This is a genomic window from Nocardia sp. NPDC004604 (assembly GCF_040609795.1).
Taxonomy (GTDB): domain Bacteria; phylum Actinomycetota; class Actinomycetes; order Mycobacteriales; family Mycobacteriaceae; genus Nocardia.
In genome coordinates this window covers 1-16,713 of record NZ_JBEXLC010000181.1, presented here as the reverse complement: position 1 = coordinate 16,713, position 16,713 = coordinate 1, and the positions used below count along the sequence as shown (strand labels likewise).

Here is a 16,713-nt window from a genome sequence, read left to right as displayed (position 1 = left end):
CAGGGGGCCGCGAACACGCAGCGCCGGAGGCGCTGCAATTAGATACAGCGCCGCAGGCGCGGCAAATCCAACACAGTAGTTTGTTCGCATGGCCCGAACTCTGCTGGTTACCAATGATTTCCCGCCGCGGCCGGGCGGTATCCAGTCGTATCTGCAGGCGTTGGCCGGTGAGCTGCCGCCCGATGACCTGGTCGTCTATGCCCCGCGGTGGCGCGGCGACAGTCATCTGAAATTCGATGCTAAGCAGAAGTTCCAGGTGGTTCGCCACCCCACCACGCTGATGCTGCCGACCCCCCTGGTGCTGCGGCGCGCGGCACGGCTGCTGCGCGGCGAGAACTGCGACACTGTGTGGTTCGGTGCGGCGGCGCCGCTCGCATTGCTCTCGCCGATGCTGCGGCGCGCGGGCGCGACCCGGATTCTGGCCAGTACCCACGGACACGAGGTCGGCTGGTCGATGCTGCCGGGTGCGCGGCAGGCGCTGCGCGCGATCGGCGAGCACACCGATGTCGTCACCTATGTCAGTCGGTATACGCGCGGCCGGTTCGCCTCCGCGTTCGGACCGAATGCCGCGCTCGAATATCTGCCGCCGGGTGTGGACACCGAGGTGTTCCGGCCGGATCCGGCCGCGCGCGCGGAGTTGCGCGAGCGCTACGGCCTCGGCGATCGGCCGACAATCCTGTGCTTGTCCCGGCTGGTTCCGCGCAAGGGGCAGGACGCTTTGATCATCGCCATGCTCGAGATCCGCGACCGCATTCCTGGTGCGGTGCTGGTGGTCGCGGGCGGCGGACCGTATGAGGACAAGTTGCACGCTCTCGCTGCGGCTCTCGGTGTCGCCGAGGACGTGGTCTTCACCGGCCGGGTCCCGTCCAGCGAACTGGCCGCCCACCACACACTGGCCGATGTGTTCGCGATGCCGAGCCGTACCCGGGGGGCCGGGCTCGATGTCGAGGGTCTCGGCATCGTGTACCTGGAGGCCTCGGCATCCGGTGTGCCGGTGGTCGCCGGGCGCTCGGGCGGTGCGCCGGAGACCGTGCTGGAGGGCAAGACCGGCCGAGTTGTCGATGGACGCAACACCACCGAGATCGCCAATGCCATCGTCGACATCCTGTCCGATCGCGACGCCGCCGCGCAGATGGGTGCGGCAGGGCGCAGCTGGGTCGAGGAGCAGTGGCGCTGGGACAGCCTGGGCGCGCGGCTGCGTCAGCTGCTGCAATAAGGTGGCGGCGGCGTAGGGTCCAAGGGGTGTTATCTATTACAGTCGGGCTGTGAGTGAGCGAAGCGAGCGAACCATGTGCCAGCGCGCCCTGCGCACGGTGGAGCCGAGCGTCAGCGAGGCGCAGCCGTGAGCAGTATTGAGGTCGCCGATCAGACGTTCGTCGCCGCCCCGGGTACCGCGGTCGCCGAGATCCTGTCGGGCACGAACAACTGGCGCCGCTGGTGGCCGGACCTCGACCTCGAGGTGCGGGAAGACCGGGCCGACAAGGGGATTCGCTGGACGGTCACCGGTGCGCTCACCGGAACCATGGAAGTATGGCTGGAGCCCGCATTGGACGGGGTGATCCTGCACTACTTCCTGCACGCCGAACCAAAGGCGCCGACCCGCAATCCGGCCGCTGCCAATCGGGCCCGCCGGGTGGCGGGCAAGACGATGTCGTTCGAGATCAAGGCCAGACTGGAGGCGGGCCGCGCGGCGGGTGTCGCACCGGCGCACACCGCCCCCCGCTGACGCACACCACTACAGCAGAGCAGCTGAAAGGAATCGTTGTCCGCCATGGCCGACAGGACCCAGAGGTCGATCATCATCGACGCACCGTCGCAGCGGGTGATGTCCGTCATCGCCGATCTGGAGTCCTACCCGGAGTGGGTCTCGGCGGCGAAATCGGTTGAGGTACTCGAGAAAAGCCCCGACGGCCGGGTGCGTACCGCACGCTTCGTGTTGGATGCCGGAGTCGTCAAGGACACCTACGTGCTGTCCTATACCTGGCGGCCCGATGAAAAGTCGGTCAGCTGGACGCTGGTCAGCGGCGATCTACAGAAGGCGCAGGACGGCACCTACGAACTCATCGACCGGCCCGATGGCACCACCGAGGTGACCTACGAGCTCACCGTCGACCTGAACATCCCGATGATCGGCATGTTCAAGCGCAAGGCGGAGAAGGTGATCACCGACACCGCCCTCAAGGAACTGAAGAAACGGGTCGAAGGCTGATCACGCACAAGCCCGAGGCAGCCAGGACCCGGGTCGAACTGTTCATCGGCAAGGGCGGAGTCGGCAAGACGACATTGGCCTGCGCCACCGCGATGGCCTACGCGCGCAGTGGTCAGCGGGTGCTGGTGGCCTCGCTGGATCAGGCACATTCGCTCGGTGATGCGCTCGGCTTCCGATTTCCGCACGATCCCGGCACCGTGGCCGGGGTCGCCGGCGTGCTACCCGGAGTCGATGTGATCGAGGTCGATTCCCTTGCGCTGCTGGAGGATCGGTTCCGCGAGGTGGTGCGGATGCTGGCCACCGGAACCGGCCATGAGCACGGCATCGACCTGGCCGCGCTGGATCCGGCCGAACTGACCGGACTGCCCGGTGTGCAGGAATTGCTGATGCTGGTGGAGATCACCCAGTTCGTCCAGGAGGACGACTGGGATGTGATCGTCGTCGACTGCCCGCCGTCCGCGGATATGCTGCGCATCATCACCGCACCGGAAACCCTGCTCGGCTATGTGGAACGCGTGTGGCCGCAGCACGCGCGGGCACTGAGCACGGTCGGCACCGATCTGCGCCGCGCGGTGCTCGCCACCACGGTCGAACGAATCGTCAAGGCGGTGACCGAGGTGCGCGATCTGCTCGCCGATCACGCCCGCACCGGCGCGCGGCTGATCACCGTCGCCGAACAGGTGGCCGTCGCCGAATCGGAGCGGGTGCGATCGGCCGCGGCGCTGCTCGGTCTGCGCTTGGACGCGGTGGTGGTGAACAAGGTGCTGCCCGCCGCGCCGCCGCCGACCGCACTGGAGGTCGCCTCCCATCCGGCGGTGCAGTGGTATCTGAATCGGCGCGCCGAACAGCTGGACGTGGTGAATCGACTACAACGGGGTATGGACGGAACACGGGTGCTGATCGCCCAGCACACCGGGCCCGAACCGGTCGGGCTCACCTCCCTGTCCGCACTGTCGTACGCGATGGACTCGGGCGAGCGGTTAGACACCGACCCCGCGCTGCGCGACAATCCGGCGAAGGTTCGCACAAGTTCCGGCGAGCCGGTGGTTCGATTGGAGTCGGGCACCGGTCTGCATTCGGTGTACGCGATGCGGATGCACCTGCCCGTCGTCGATGCGGCGACGCTGCGACTGGGACGAGTGGAGGACGATTTGATCGTGGGAGCGGACGGGGTCCGGCGCCGAGTGCGCCTGGCACCGGTATTGCGGCGGTGCACGGTCGATGGCGCCGAACTCGATCACGGCTATCTGGTCGTGCGTTTCCGTCCGGACCCCGAGGCGTGGCCGGTATGACCGATCCGAGCGGCGGCCACGCGGATGGCTGGCCAGGCGATGTCGATCCCGGTGACGGCCTCGGCGAATTCGTCGCGGAATTGAAACTCCTTGCGGAGGCGGTGCTGGAGCGGGTCGAGCCGGTGTTGCGCCGAGCCGCCGACGGACAGCCGGACTGGTCGAGCTGCAGTTGGTGCCCGGTGTGCGCGGCGGCCGCATTGGTGCGCGGCGAGCACCACGATGTGCTCGCGGTGGTGGCCGATCACGGCACCGCCATCGTCACGGTGCTGCGCGAGGCGCTGGCCGGGGTGCCGGTCGATCCGGTCATGCCCGATGACGACGTACCGCACGATCATTCGGCCTTCGTCGAGCAGCACGGGGACGCGTCGGCATCGGCCGCGGCGAATACCCACGCACAGCACTCGACCCCGGGCGGGCGTGAGCGGGCCCGCTACGTCGGCATCCCCGTGACGATCAAGGCATGACCGCGCGAGTGGCAGATGCGCGACCGCTGACCGTCGGAATCGACGTCGGCGGCACCAATATTCGCGCATCGGTGGTCGATGGCGACGGCGAGGTGCTCGACACCGTTGTCGCGCCCACGCCGCATTCGGCGCGGGCACTGGAGAATGCGCTGGATCGGTCGGTCCGCGAGCTATGTCGCAGGCACCCGATCGGCGCGGTCGGCCTGGCAGTGGCCGGGTTCATCAATGGCGATCGCTCGGCGGTGCGCTTCGCACCGCATCTACCGTGGCAGGACGCCCCGGTCGCACAGCGGCTCACCGAACGTCTCGAACTGCCGGTGATCCTGGAGCACGACGCCAATGCCGCCATGTGGGCCGAGTACCGGTTCGGCGCGGCGGCGGGCGGACACAACTCGGTGCTGGTGGCGATCGGCACCGGCATCGGCGCGGCGCTGCTCATCGACGGCGAACTGTATCGGGGCACCCATGGCGTCGCACCGGAACTCGGACATCTGCAGGTGGTGCCGCAGGGGCGGGCCTGTCCGTGCGGCAAGCGCGGCTGTTGGGAAAGGTATTGCAGCGGAACGGCTCTGGTCGATACCGCGATCGAAATGCTGGCCACCGATCCGGTGCATTCGACAGTGCTGGCGCGTGAGGTGCTGCGCGATCCCGGCTCGCTGACCGGACGCCGGGTGGCCGGAGCGGCACAGGACGGCGACCCCCTTGCCGTGGCGGTCATGGCCGATTTCGCGCGCTGGCTCGGGCTCGGACTGGCCTTTGTCAGCGATATTTTCGATCCCGGACTGATCGTGATCGCCGGTGGGGTAAGCAGTTCGGCCGGGCTGTTCCTGGACGAGGCCCGCGAGGAATACGCGCGGGCGATCACCGGCGCCGGCCATCGGCCGCTGGCCCGGATCCGCACCACCCAGCTCGGTGAGGCGGCGGGCATGATCGGCGCGGCGGAACTGGCCAGAGCCACCCTCGTCGACACCGGACGCAGCAGATCGTGGGTCGCGCGTTCCACCCACTGAGTTCGATTGCGGCGCTCCCGGGTCCCTCCGTGGTCACGCTGCGCTACCGCCTCCGGCCCGTCGCTCGCGCCGCGGGCGGTCGGTTGTCAGCACTCGAGAACATGTGGTGAGATACACCGCTCCGCTTGGATGTGATCTGTAACCGACGGTAAAGTCGGCAACTGACGGTTGTACCCGTAAACGATCCCGGCCGCGGGGGTTAGGACGCCATGCTCTACTGGATGCTGAAGTACCTGTTCCCAGGACCGTTCATGCACCTCTACAACCGTCCGACAGTCGAAGGCGTGGAACATATTCCCGCCGATGGGCCCGCCATCCTGGCCGGGAACCACCTGTCCTTCTCGGACTGGTTGTTCGCGCCACTGATGAGCCCGCGCCGCATCAGCTACCTGGCCAAGGCCGAGTACTTCAACAGCCCCGGCTTCAAGGGTCGGCTGCAGAAGTTCTTCTTCAGCGCCACCGGCCAGTACCCGATCGACCGCAGCGGTGCCAGTGCGGCCGAGGACGCTCTCATCGCCGCCCGCAAACTCCTCGACAAGGGCCACCTCGTCGGCCTCTACCCCGAGGGCACCCGCTCCCCCGACGGCCGCCTCTACAAGGGCAAGACCGGTCTGGCCCGCCTCGCTCTGGAAACCGGTGTCCCCGTCATTCCGGTCGCCGTCATCGGCACCTTCGAGGTCTGCCCGCCCGGCCCCTTCCGCTGGCGCCGCCAGCAGGTCACCGTCAAATTCGGTGCCCCCATCGACTTCTCCCGCTACGAGGGCATGGGCGGCAACCGCTTCGTCGAACGCGCCGTCACCGACGAGGTCATGTACGAACTCATGCAACTCGGCGGCCAGGAATACGTGGATGTCTACGCGGCCAGCCTGAAAAAGGGTGTCCCCTCCGGCTCCGCCCCCGAGGCCACCCGCATCCCGGAGACCGCGGCCAGCTAGTTCCGGGTCAACCGGGCTCCGGGCCGGGCGCGCATCGATACGGCCACTCGACGGATATCGTTGAGTCGTGACGGTGCGCGCAAAAATTTGCGGGATCAGGTCCGAGCACGATCTGTGGACTGCACTGACCGCCGGTGCCGACGCCATCGGATTCATCTCGGGGATCACCCATTTCAGCGAGGACGCACTCGACGCCGAGCGCGCCGCCGAGTTGTCGCGTCTGGCTCCACCGTTCGTCACTCGGGTCCTTGTCACCCATCTGGAAGACGCCGCCGCGATCGTCGACCTCGCCGACCGAGTGGGTGTGGACGCGATCCAGGTGCACGGGCTCGTCACGATCGACACGGTTCGCGAGGTTCGAAAGGCCTCGGGCGGGCGCAAGATCATCAAGGCAGTGCATGTCACCGGCCCCGAAGCGGTCGACGCCGCGCGTTCGGTCGCGCCGGATTGTGATGCGGTGCTGCTCGATTCGCGCACCGCGGACCGTCTCGGCGGTACCGGACTGACCCACGACTGGTCGGTGAGTGCGGCCGTGGTGACCGCACTACACGAACTCGGCTGCCCGGTCGTGCTCGCCGGTGGGCTCGGTCCGAACAATGTCGCCGATGCCATCGCACGCGTGCGCCCCTTCGCGGTGGATGTCAATAGCGGAGTCGAAACCGCCACCGGCGATAAGCAACCCGACGCGTGTGTGGCCTTTGTGACAGCGGTACACCGAACACCGGGGTCATTCGCGCCCCCCGCCCCACCGCTATGAGCACGACCGGCCCCGGCGACCGAGTTCGCGGCGGTGAAGTGGGCTGCCCGCGCCAATCGCACCGATAAGCGATGCGACCGCCTCGTTCGATCGGACAACACGCTCCGCTCCATCGCATCCATCCCATTGCGACATTGATCTGCCGTACCGGGGACTTCCATCCACCCTGCCAGCCACATCTGCCGAATGGCCCGTGCTGGTACCGAGGTCGCGGTTCATCGGTTGTTGCGGCGCAGCGGATTCGGCGCGCGGGGGTGCGACGGGAGCGATCTCGGCAACATTCGAGCGGGCCGCGTGCCGTGGGGGCACAATCAGCGGGGTAGATGTTCCGGGTGCGGTAGGTGCGGGGTCCGCCGGTGGCAGCGGCTTCGCGAAACGAGCTAGGGGCCGCGAATGTCCGAGGGGACGGATCTGTTGTTATCGCTCGCGGTGGCCGCGGCGCATCAACTGGGGTATTCCTGCCGGGTGGCGAATGCCGATGACGTGATGTTGTCCGGGCCGGCGGGGGATGTCATGGTCGGGTTGACGAATTTGCGGCGGATGGCGGCGGATGAGCCGCCGGATCAGTGGCCCGCGTTGGTCGCGGATTATCTCAGTACCGGGCTGGTCGATCTGGAGGTCGATCGCGATCCGCTCGACACCGGGAATTTCGCAATGATGCGCGGACTGATCAGGACTCGGCTGTACTCGGGGCAGGGTGGGTCACCGGATGTTGTGCGCCGCGAGGTCGCGCCCGGACTGGTCCAGCGGGTGCTGATCGATCAGGTGCACACCATGGCGCCGGTCACCTATCCAATGCTGCGGCAGTGGCCGATCGACGAATACGACCTGTTCACCCTCGCCGAACGGAACACCCGCGCGGACGGGGCGCTGGAGGCGTTCACCCATCGGATCGATGCGCCGATGGCCGACGGTGTCGAGATCACCATGCTGAGCGGCATCTCCGACTACATCACCGCGCACGTGCGCTGGCTGGACGAGTATCCGGTGGTCGGACCGGCGGGCTCGGTGTTCGCGGTGCCGTCCCAGCGCCAGATCTACGCGCATCCGGTGGCGAATCTCGACGTCGTGCGGGCCACCACGGTGCTCGCCCAGGTCGCGGTGCTCGACTACGCCCAGCGCCCGTGGCCGGTCAGCCAGGACGTCTACTGGTGGCATGACCGCACCATCGAGCTGGCCGCCACCACCGAGCACACCGGTGAAGCACTCTGCATCTACCCGTCGGACAACTTCCTCTCCGCACTGAACGAACTCCCCTCCTGAGCCCTCGACGCCGAGATCTGCGTCACTCACCGCCCCCCGAAGCACCCTCCTACCAGGCCCTTTAGTTAGGGCATTCGCCCGACACCCCCGCATCCCAACTTCTCGTATCCAGGGCTGTCACGTTTTGCGCCACCAATGCGTCTTATGCGTAGACAGCTTCCGGCGGAGAAGGAGATGAACCATGCCTGTGCTGTTCATAGGTCATGAGGTGGCGGACGAGGGCAGCGCGGCGGCGGCATTCGCGGCGCAGGCGGCCACGCCCCCGTTCGGCCTGCCCGGCTCGTACGGGATCACGCAATGAGCTCGAAGGTGGCGCACCAGGCCGATGCGGCCGACGAGCGGTACCGCGCCGCCGCCTTCGTGAAACGCTCGATCAACAAGGTCTTTCCGACGCACTGGTCGTTCCTGCTCGGCGAGATCGCGCTGTACAGCTTCATCATCCTGCTGCTGTCGGGCGTGTATCTGACGCTGTTCTTCGAACCGTCGATGACCGAGGTTGTCTACGACGGCGCCTACCAGCCGTTGCGGGGAGTGCAGATGTCGGCTGCGTACCGTAGCACGCTGGATATCTCCTTCGACGTCCGCGGCGGGCTGTTCGTGCGGCAGGTACACCATTGGTCCGCTTTGCTTTTCACGGCGTCGATGATCATTCACATGTTCCGGATCTTCTTCACCGGCGCCTTCCGCAAGCCGCGCGAGGGCACCTGGGTGATCGGCGTGACGCTGTTGATGCTGGCGATGTTCGAGGGATTCTTCGGCTACTCGCTGCCGGACGATCTACTCTCGGGAACCGGTCTGCGCGCCGCGTTCAGCGGTATCACCATGAGCATCCCCGTGATCGGCACCTGGCTGCACTGGCTGATGTTCGGCGGTGACTTCCCGGGCACGATCATCATCCCGCGGTTGTACATCACGCATGTGCTGCTGTTTCCGGGCATCATGCTGGCGTTGATCGCCGCGCACATCGGTTTGGTGTGGTACCAGAAGCACACGCAGTTCCCCGGGCCGGCGCGCACCGAGCGCAACGTCGTCGGCGCCCGGATCGTGCCGGTGTTCTCGCTGGACCAAGGCGCGTTCTTCATGTTCACCCTGGGAACGGTCGCGCTTCTCGGTGGTCTGCTGCAGATCAACCCGATCTGGAACCTGGGGCCCTACAACCCTTCTCAGGTGTCGGCGGGTTCACAACCCGACTTCTACATGATGTGGACCGACGGCCTGGTGCGCTTGATGCCGCCGTGGGAGATCTACATCGGCGGCTACACGGTGCCCGCGGTGTTCTGGGTAGCGGTGATCATGGGGCTGGTGTTCGTGGTGCTCTACGCCTATCCGTGGATCGAGAAGCGGCTCAGCGGCGACACCGCCCACCACAATCTGCTGCAGCGGCCCCGTGATGTGCCGGTGCGCACGGGGATCGGCGCCATGGCGATCGCGTTCTATCTGGTGCTGACCTTGGCGTGTGTCAACGACATCATCGCGCTGAAGTTCAACATCTCGCTGAATACGACGACGTGGATCTTCCGTATCGGTCTGCTGACCGCGCCACCCATCGCGTATTACCTGGCGTACCGGTTCTGCATCGGTCTGCAGCGCAGTGACCGGGCGGTGCTCGAGCACGGCATCGAAACCGGCATCATCAAACGACTGCCGCACGGTGAGTACATCGAGGTGCACCAGTCGCTCGGTCCGGTCGACGAGCACGGCCATCCGGTACCCCTGCCCTACCAGGGCGCCGCGGTACCGAAGAAGATGAACAAACTGGGTTCGGCGGGCAAACCGGGCACCGGCAGCTTTCTGCGGCCCGATCCGGCTGCGGAATCCGCGCGATCCGTCGAGGTCGAGCACGCGGAGGAACGCAAACAGCTCGCCGTGCTACAGAAGTATCAGGACCGAATCTCCGCCGACGGTGAAAGGCATGCACCATGACGTGGCCCGAGCGCTCGCAAGCGCCCGATACCGAGGACTACGGACTGCTCGTCGCGGCGGCCACGGCGGCCAGCGCGACCACCGCACACGCGGTACGTGACCTGTTGCGCTATCACGGAATCCGGGCCACCACCGGCCCGGCGCACACCACCGGCCACCCCGACCGCCACCGCGTCCTCGTCTTCCCCGAGGACGCCGTCCGCGCCTACGAAATCCTCGTCGACAACACCGTCTGAGAACCTCGGGCTCGCACCACGGCCCGGACCGAGGGCCCCGAACCAACCCGGTTCGGGGCCCTCGGTCCGTTGGCGCCGCAATCGGTCGAGATAGTGATCACCGAAGTGCCATGCTGGTAGGTGCAGACAGTTCCGAGCCGCATAGGAGCGGATCATGAGCTTTCACAAGATTCCGGCGGGGACCCGAGGGTCCAGGCCGCCGTCACCGAATCCGGTCTACCGTCTCCTCACCCGGACCATGGCGCGGTACCACCGATTCCGCCACGACCGATTCCTCGGCATGGACCTGGTGTATCTGACCACGGTCGGCGCGAAGAGCGGCGAGGAACGTCGGGTGACGGTCAGCCGCTTTCCGGCCGACGACGGTGGCTGGCTCATCGTCGCCTCCATGGGCGGCGCGATCCAGCATCCGGGCTGGTATCACAATATCGCCGCACATCCCGATCAGGTGTGGGCCGAGGTGAGCGGGACGAAGTTCCATGTGACGGCCGAACAGTTGGACGGCGAGCGGCGCGAGCGGGCCTGGCAGCAGATCACCGCCGAACAACCGCGCTATCTCGGCTACCAGAAAAAGACCGATCGGCTCATCCCGATCATCGAACTTCGACCACGCGGCTGATATCGCGCGCCTGTTGGCCGAGCAGACGGTAGGAGTTCACACGGTGTTGGACTCCCTACGCCAAGGTGGGCGAATGACTGGTTCGGACTTCGCCATCTCCCGGCGGACGCTGCTGCGCACCTCCGCCCTCGGTCTCGTCGCGGCCCCGGCGCTGGCCGCTTGTTCGAATGATGGTCCCGCACTGGTCCGTACGCGCCCGAAGCTCACGCACGGCGTCGCGGTCGGCGACCCGCGCACCGACGGCGCACTGATCTGGGCGCGCTCGGATCAGCCGGCGAAGTTGATCGTGGAGACCGCGGCCACCGAATCCTTCACCGACGCCAAACGATTCACCGGTCCGCTGCTGACCCCGGACGCCGACGGCACCGGACGGGTGCGCGTCAACGGGCTGCCCGCGGGTCAGCAGGTGCACTACCGGGTGACCCTCGAAGGCGAGGACGGCGCCACCTCCGAACCGATCACGGGCATATTCCGCACGGTGCCAACGGGCGCGGCCGATATCCGGCTGCAGTGGTCCGGCGATGTGGTCGGCCAGGGCTACGGCATCAATCCCGAACTCGGCGGCATGAAGATCTTCTCCGCCATGGCCGTACGCGACCCACACCTGTTCATCCACTCCGGTGATTCGATCTACGCCGATGTGCCGTTGCAGGAATCGGTAACCCTGCCCGACGGGCGGATGTGGCGCAATATCGTCTCCGAGGCGAAAAGCGCTGTCGCCCAGACGCTCGAGCAGTTCCGCGGCAACTACGCCTACAATCTGACCGACCAGAACTACCGCCGCTTCAACTCCGCGGTCGCCCAGGTGGTCCAGTGGGACGACCACGAAACCGTCAACAACTGGTACCACGGCGGCTTGGTCGCCGAGACCAAGGGCTACACCGAGCGCAGCATGGACACCCTGGCGACCCGCTCCTGGCAGGCCTTCCACGAGTGGATGCCGTTGGAGCCCAAGGAGGCGGTGGACGGACGCCTCTACCGCAAGATCTCCTACGGCCCGCTGCTGGACATCTTCGTGCTGGATATGCGGACCTATAAGGACACCAACGACATCAACAATGGACCAAACGGTCGCATCTTCGGTCCGGAACAGACGAAGTGGCTGATCGAGGGGCTGCGCGAGGCCAAGGCCACCTGGAAGATCATCGCCAATGACCTGCCGCTCGGCCTGGTCGTCAAGGACGGTGAACAGAAAGTGATGGCCTACGAGGGCCCCGCGAACAGTGACAACGGCGCACCATCCGGCCGGGAAACCGAGATCGCCCAAGTGCTTTCGGCCATCAAAGCGAACAAGGTCGGCGGCGTGGTCTGGCTGACCGCCGATGTGCACTACACCGCGGCCCACCACTACGCACCGGAGCGCGCCGCGTTCACCGACTTCGACGAATTCTGGGAGTTCGTCTCCGGGCCGCTGAATGCCGGTGCGTTCGGACCGAATCCGCTGGACGGCACCTTCGGTCCGGAGGCGGTATTCGTGCATGCACCCGATGTCCAGAACGCCTCGCCACTGGACAGCTACCAACATTTCGGTGAGGTATTGATCGATGGCAAGTCAAGGGAACTGACGGTCAACCTCTGCGATGCGACCGGATCTGTCCTGTTCAGCCAGCGGCTCGCGCCGCCGGTTCGCTAACGGTCGAGATCGAACGAGCATCGGAGCCCGCGCTGTGGTTAGCTTTCGATCCATGAGCACGCCGCACATTGTCGCCGCCGAAGAATATCTACCTCGTGACACCGCGGATGTCGTTCGTACTGTGCGGAATTCACGCGGTCGAGTGGAAAGCCTCATGGTGCGTGGCGGCGAACCGATCGACGACGGTCTTTCGCTACCCGATCCGCGCACGGTGGTGTCGCTGCGCAAGATGAACGCCGTACTCGATATCAACCTCGGCAGACGCACCGTGCGCGTGCAGGCCGGCGCCAAACTGTCCGATATCGATCGCCGCCTCGGCGCACACGGGCTCGGTCTGCCGATCATCGGCGACCACCGCGATATCACCGCTGGCGGTTTCGCCTCGGTCGGCGGCGTGAGCACGGCATCGCACAAGTACGGCATGTTCATCGATCGGATCGTGGATCTCGAGTACGTCGATCCGGACGGACGCATCGGCACCTGTGGCCGCAACCACCACACCGAGCGCTTCCACCGGATCCTGGGCGCGGGCGGGCGCGCCGGCATCATCACCGCGCTCACCCTGGATGTGATCGATATCGATAAGGACCACACCTGGCTCACCACCGACGCCGACCGGTTCCTCGACTTCGACTCCTTCGTCGAACACGCCTACGCCGAAATCGCCCGGCCGGGCAATGCCGCACTGCAGGTCGGTCGCTGGGTCGATACCGCACCGCTGAAGGTGTCGCGGCCGGTGGGCACCGGACATGTGCAGTTGGGGACCGTGCGCTTCGGTCAGTGGTCGAGCCTGTATCCGACCACCCCGACCCGATCGCTGCGCGCGCGCCGTGAGGTCGGCTCCAAGACCAGGAAGTCGCTGGGCGCCATTGCCTCCGCGGCGGGCGGGCGCGCGGGCGCACCCGTGCGCAATGCCGCCGCGGGCGCACTCATGTTCGCCCCGAAGGTGCTGACGCTGCGCGATGCCGAGTACCTCGCCGATACCGTGATCAGCTCCTCGGAGCGCGGCCCCGCCTACCGGGTCGCGATCTTCGCGCCGCTGTCGACCTACACCTCGGTCTTCTACCGACTGCACGACCTGTTTGCCGGACACCGGGAACGGACCGGCTGCTTCACCGTGATCTCCGCGATGACCTACGGCGTGCGCTCGAACTACCTGCGCGAGGAGGCACAGGCGCGCGGGCTGTCGGTCGAGGATCATGGTCTGATCACCTTCACCTGTCGTTTGCGGCCATCGGCGCTGCCCTCAGAACTGTTGCGCGACATCGTCACCGGAATCGATGAGATCTGCGTTTCCGAACGCGCCCTGCGGTACGACTCCGCGGATTAGACTGTGTCGCGCCGCATATAGTCGCCAGCAAATAGCTTCATCGCCCATCGGCGGCACTGCTATTTGCTGGCGTCAGCGGTCGACTTCGACACTGTCGGCGGGGTGTCGATGCGTTGGTTCAGCCCATCTAGGTGAAGGTTGCTCTGATGCTCGAATTCCGCCCCGCCCCGGCCCGGCTGCCCGACCGTAAGCGGCAGCGTCCCGAATCCATCGAGGGCCTGCGGGTGCTCGTGACCGACGCCTGCTCGGATATCGGCCGCGCCACCGCCGACCTACTGGCCCAACATGGCGCTCAACTGCTGCTCGTCGCCCGACGCGGGGAGCGACTCGTGGCCGCCTGCAATGAGATTGCCGATGCGGGCGGTCATGCCGGGTGGTTCCGCTGCGATATCTCCGCACTCGACGATGTCGACCAGCTCGTGCACTGGGTACTGACCGAATTCGGCACCGTGGACGTGCTGATCAACAATGCGGGCCGGCCGGTGCGTCGACCCGTATCGCAATCGCTGGACCGTTTCCGTGACTACCAGCACATGATGGCCACCAACTACTTCGGCCCGCTGCGCCTGACCCTCGGGCTGTTGCCAGCCATGCTGGATTCCGGTTCGGGGCACGTGATCAATGTCGGCCCGTGGAGTCTGAATACCGGTGCCGCACCGAATTTCGCCTCTTACGCCAGTTCCCAGGCCGCCTGGACCACCTTCGGGCAATGCGCAGACGCCGAATTGTCGCCACGCGGTATCCAGGTGACCAGCGTCCGGTATCCGGCCGTCCACCCCGAATCCGGCACCATCGCACACTTCGTCGCCGAACCCGCGCTGGAGCCCACCGAAGCCGCCCGGCTCATCGAAACGGCCATCCGCACCCGCCCGGCCCATCTCGAACCCCGCTTCGCCCGCACGCTGCGCGGGCTGGCGGGAGTAGCGCCCCGCTCCACCAGCCGCCTGCTCTCCCGCCTCGCCTCGTTGTAGCCCATGCTGCGTAGGGCGGCCTCGGCTCCACCGCAAACCGCCTGACCGCGTCGTAGCCACGCCTGCGGCTCAGGAGCAGCCGGAGTTGCTGGGCAAACGGGTAGACATATGTCGTGGACACTGTTGAGAAGCGATTGGGACTCGTGCTGCGGGCTCCGGTCGACTCGCTGGTTGCCGACGATCGGGTGCGGATGCCGGACAGCGTTGCCATGTGGAACCTGCCGGAGCACGATCGGGTCGCATTGCGGGCCTGGGGAATGCCCAGCGATATGCCGATGGCGGCTGATCCACAGTTCGGGGTCGAGCCGGAATTGACCCCGACCATCGCCAGCGACCAGGAGCGTCGGTTGCTCACCGCGGATCGACGCCTCTACCGACTGGGTCGGTGGGGACGGCACCCGCTCATCCTGATCGGCGCGCTCGCCGGTAACGGGACAGTGTTCGGGCTGAAGGAGACACCACTCTCGACCGCCGATCTGCCACCGGTGATGCCGGACCGATACCCGGACCTCTACAACCCCGCCGTCGCCTATCTCAACTCCTCGGTGGCCAGGTTCCTCGAGGTCGCCTGGCGGTGGCGAGCCGCGAGCCGGATCCTGCGGGAATTGACCGAAACCGAACCGCCATTTCCGGGAACCCGCATCGCGCTGACCGAACGGGGCGAGGACGCCGATGCCATCCACGCGGCGTACCTCGAGGAATGCGAGCAGGTGTGGGAACGTACCGACGTCGATATAGCGGCGGTGCTGGCCGCCATGGCGGAGATCGACAATTTGACCGGACCCGATGGGCGCGAATCGCTCTGGGTGGAGCTGATCAACAGCTTCCCCAGCTGAGCACCAGAAAACGCCGAAGCGCCCCACCGGAATCCGGCAGGGCGCTTCGGAAAGAGCTACTCGCTCAGTGCTTCTCCGGGCCGAGGTAGTACTCGAAGACCAGACCGGCGGCCGCACCGAGGATGCAGACCACGCCGATGCCGATCAGCCAGAACTGGAAGAAGGCCAGGCCCAGTGCGGTGATGGAGCCCGCCGCGGCCAGCGTGATGGGCCAGAAGCTGCCGGGCGAGAAGAAGCCCAGGTCGCCCGCGCCGTCCACGATCTCGGCGTCCTCGTAGTCCTCCGGACGCAGGTCGAGGCGACGAGCGACGAATCGGAAGTAGGTGCCGATGATCAGCGACAGACCGGCGGTCAGCACCGTCGCGGTGGTGCCGGCCCATTCGACACCGGTCCGCGACTGGCCGGTGAAGTAGCCGTACACGATCGCCACGATGACGAAGAACACCGTGAGCAGTTCGAAAATCCGCGCTTCGATCTTCATATCAGATCAGTCCTCACTTGCTCTCTGCCGCGGCCGCGCTCTTGGTGTCGCGCTTGGTGTTGAACGGCTGGGTGGAGGTGGCGACCGGGGATTCACCGATGGACTCGAGCGCCTCGGCGTTGGTCTTGCCCGCCTTGCGCGCATCGATGTACTTGGTGAACTTCTCCGGCGACACCGCACGGACCTCGAAGTTCATCATCGAGTGGAAGGTGCCGCACATCTCGGCGCAACGGCCGACGAACGCGCCTTCCTTCTCGATCTTGGTGATCTGGAAGACGTTATCGGAGTGGTTTTCCTTCGGGTTCGGCATCACGTCCCGCTTGAACAGGAACTCCGGCACCCAGAAGGCGTGCACCACGTCGGCGGCGGCCAGCTGGAATTCGATGATCTTGCCGGTCGGCAGCACGAGCACCGGAATCTCGGTGCTGGAGCCGACGGTCTCGACCTTGTCATAGTGGAGGTAGGACAGGATGTCGTTCTCCGGCTTGCCGTGCACCGGGCCCGGCTGCGGGTGACCGTCCTTGGTCCGCTCCTTGTACTCCTCGAGCTGTTCCTGGTTGGCGTCCTCGCGGGCCTTATCGATGCCGTCGAAGCGGAAGCCGTCCTTGAAGTCGACATTGCGGTAGCCGAACTTCCAGTTCCACTGGAAGGCGGTCACGTCGACGGTCACGTCCGGGTTGGCGACCTTCTCGTGCACGTAGTTCTGCACGACCACGGTGAAGTAGAACAGCACCGCGATGATGACGAACGGCAC

The 16,713-nt window shown here is 66.2% G+C and carries 18 protein-coding genes; 16 read left to right on the top strand and 2 right to left on the bottom strand.

Annotation, left to right across the window (positions count from 1 at the left end; translation table 11 throughout):
- Positions 1 to 88: 88 nt before the first annotated feature.
- The 16 genes from ABZW16_RS38500 to ABZW16_RS38425 all read left to right on the top strand — a co-directional run bounded on the left by ABZW16_RS38500 (position 89) and on the right by ABZW16_RS38425 (position 15,478).
- Positions 89 to 1,216: a glycosyltransferase family 4 protein gene (locus tag ABZW16_RS38500; protein ID WP_354961072.1), complete on the top strand. Its 1,128-nt coding sequence runs from the start codon at positions 89 to 91 to the stop codon at positions 1,214 to 1,216.
- Between the two features lie 126 nt (positions 1,217 to 1,342).
- A complete protein-coding gene (locus ABZW16_RS38495; RefSeq protein WP_354961071.1) occupies positions 1,343 to 1,726 on the top strand; it encodes a polyketide cyclase / dehydrase and lipid transport in 384 nt (127 codons plus the stop codon).
- A 45-nt stretch (positions 1,727 to 1,771) separates the two neighbouring features.
- On the top strand, positions 1,772 to 2,209 hold the full coding sequence (locus tag ABZW16_RS38490) for an SRPBCC family protein (RefSeq protein WP_354961070.1): 438 nt from the start codon (positions 1,772 to 1,774) through the stop codon (positions 2,207 to 2,209).
- Positions 2,206 to 3,501 carry an ArsA family ATPase gene (locus tag ABZW16_RS38485; RefSeq protein ID WP_354961073.1) on the top strand — a complete coding sequence of 432 codons (1,296 nt, stop codon included), beginning with the start codon at positions 2,206 to 2,208 and terminating at the stop codon, positions 3,499 to 3,501. Before ABZW16_RS38490 ends, ABZW16_RS38485 begins: the two co-directional genes overlap by 4 nt.
- On the top strand, positions 3,498 to 3,965 hold the full coding sequence (locus ABZW16_RS38480) for a hypothetical protein (protein WP_354961069.1): 468 nt from the start codon (positions 3,498 to 3,500) through the stop codon (positions 3,963 to 3,965). The genes ABZW16_RS38485 and ABZW16_RS38480 overlap by 4 nt, the downstream gene beginning before the upstream one ends.
- A complete protein-coding gene (locus ABZW16_RS38475) occupies positions 3,962 to 4,975 on the top strand; it encodes an ROK family protein (RefSeq protein ID WP_354961068.1) in 1,014 nt (337 codons plus the stop codon). Before ABZW16_RS38480 ends, ABZW16_RS38475 begins: the two co-directional genes overlap by 4 nt.
- Before the next feature lie 209 nt (positions 4,976 to 5,184).
- Positions 5,185 to 5,910 carry a lysophospholipid acyltransferase family protein gene (locus ABZW16_RS38470; RefSeq protein ID WP_354961067.1) on the top strand — a complete coding sequence of 242 codons (726 nt, stop codon included), beginning with the start codon at positions 5,185 to 5,187 and terminating at the stop codon, positions 5,908 to 5,910.
- 67 nt (positions 5,911 to 5,977) lie between these two features.
- Positions 5,978 to 6,667, top strand: a complete 690-nt coding sequence (locus ABZW16_RS38465; protein WP_354961066.1) for a phosphoribosylanthranilate isomerase — start codon at positions 5,978 to 5,980, stop codon at positions 6,665 to 6,667.
- A 393-nt stretch (positions 6,668 to 7,060) separates the two neighbouring features.
- A complete protein-coding gene (locus tag ABZW16_RS38460; RefSeq protein WP_354961065.1) occupies positions 7,061 to 7,930 on the top strand; it encodes a hypothetical protein in 870 nt (289 codons plus the stop codon).
- A 297-nt stretch (positions 7,931 to 8,227) separates the two neighbouring features.
- Positions 8,228 to 9,853 (top strand): cytochrome bc complex cytochrome b subunit, encoded by a 1,626-nt coding sequence (locus tag ABZW16_RS38455; protein WP_354961064.1) that lies wholly within the window; start codon positions 8,228 to 8,230, stop codon positions 9,851 to 9,853.
- Entirely contained in the window at positions 9,850 to 10,089 is a 240-nt protein-coding gene (locus ABZW16_RS38450) for a hypothetical protein (protein WP_354961063.1), read from the top strand. The genes ABZW16_RS38455 and ABZW16_RS38450 overlap by 4 nt, the downstream gene beginning before the upstream one ends.
- A gap of 154 nt (positions 10,090 to 10,243) precedes the next feature.
- Entirely contained in the window at positions 10,244 to 10,708 is a 465-nt protein-coding gene (locus ABZW16_RS38445; protein WP_354961062.1) for a nitroreductase/quinone reductase family protein, read from the top strand.
- Between the two features lie 73 nt (positions 10,709 to 10,781).
- The gene (locus tag ABZW16_RS38440; protein WP_354961061.1) at positions 10,782 to 12,341 is read left to right on the top strand and encodes an alkaline phosphatase D family protein; all 1,560 of its coding nucleotides are present in this window, start codon (positions 10,782 to 10,784) and stop codon (positions 12,339 to 12,341) included.
- A 52-nt stretch (positions 12,342 to 12,393) separates the two neighbouring features.
- Complete coding sequence (locus ABZW16_RS38435; protein ID WP_354961060.1) at positions 12,394 to 13,671, top strand: FAD-binding oxidoreductase; 1,278 nt, start codon at positions 12,394 to 12,396, stop codon at positions 13,669 to 13,671.
- Positions 13,672 to 13,817: 146 nt separating this feature from the next.
- On the top strand, positions 13,818 to 14,642 hold the full coding sequence (locus ABZW16_RS38430) for an SDR family NAD(P)-dependent oxidoreductase (RefSeq protein WP_354961059.1): 825 nt from the start codon (positions 13,818 to 13,820) through the stop codon (positions 14,640 to 14,642).
- A 113-nt stretch (positions 14,643 to 14,755) separates the two neighbouring features.
- Complete coding sequence (locus ABZW16_RS38425; protein ID WP_354961058.1) at positions 14,756 to 15,478, top strand: SUKH-4 family immunity protein; 723 nt, start codon at positions 14,756 to 14,758, stop codon at positions 15,476 to 15,478.
- Positions 15,479 to 15,542: 64 nt separating this feature from the next.
- On the opposite strand, the gene ABZW16_RS38420 is transcribed toward ABZW16_RS38425, so the two are convergent.
- The gene (locus ABZW16_RS38420) at positions 15,543 to 15,959 is read right to left on the bottom strand and encodes a cytochrome c oxidase subunit 4 (protein WP_354961057.1); all 417 of its coding nucleotides are present in this window, start codon (positions 15,957 to 15,959) and stop codon (positions 15,543 to 15,545) included.
- A gap of 13 nt (positions 15,960 to 15,972) precedes the next feature.
- Positions 15,973 to 16,713 (bottom strand): cytochrome c oxidase subunit II (locus ABZW16_RS38415; protein ID WP_354961056.1); only part of this gene is annotated, 741 nt, incomplete at its 5' end.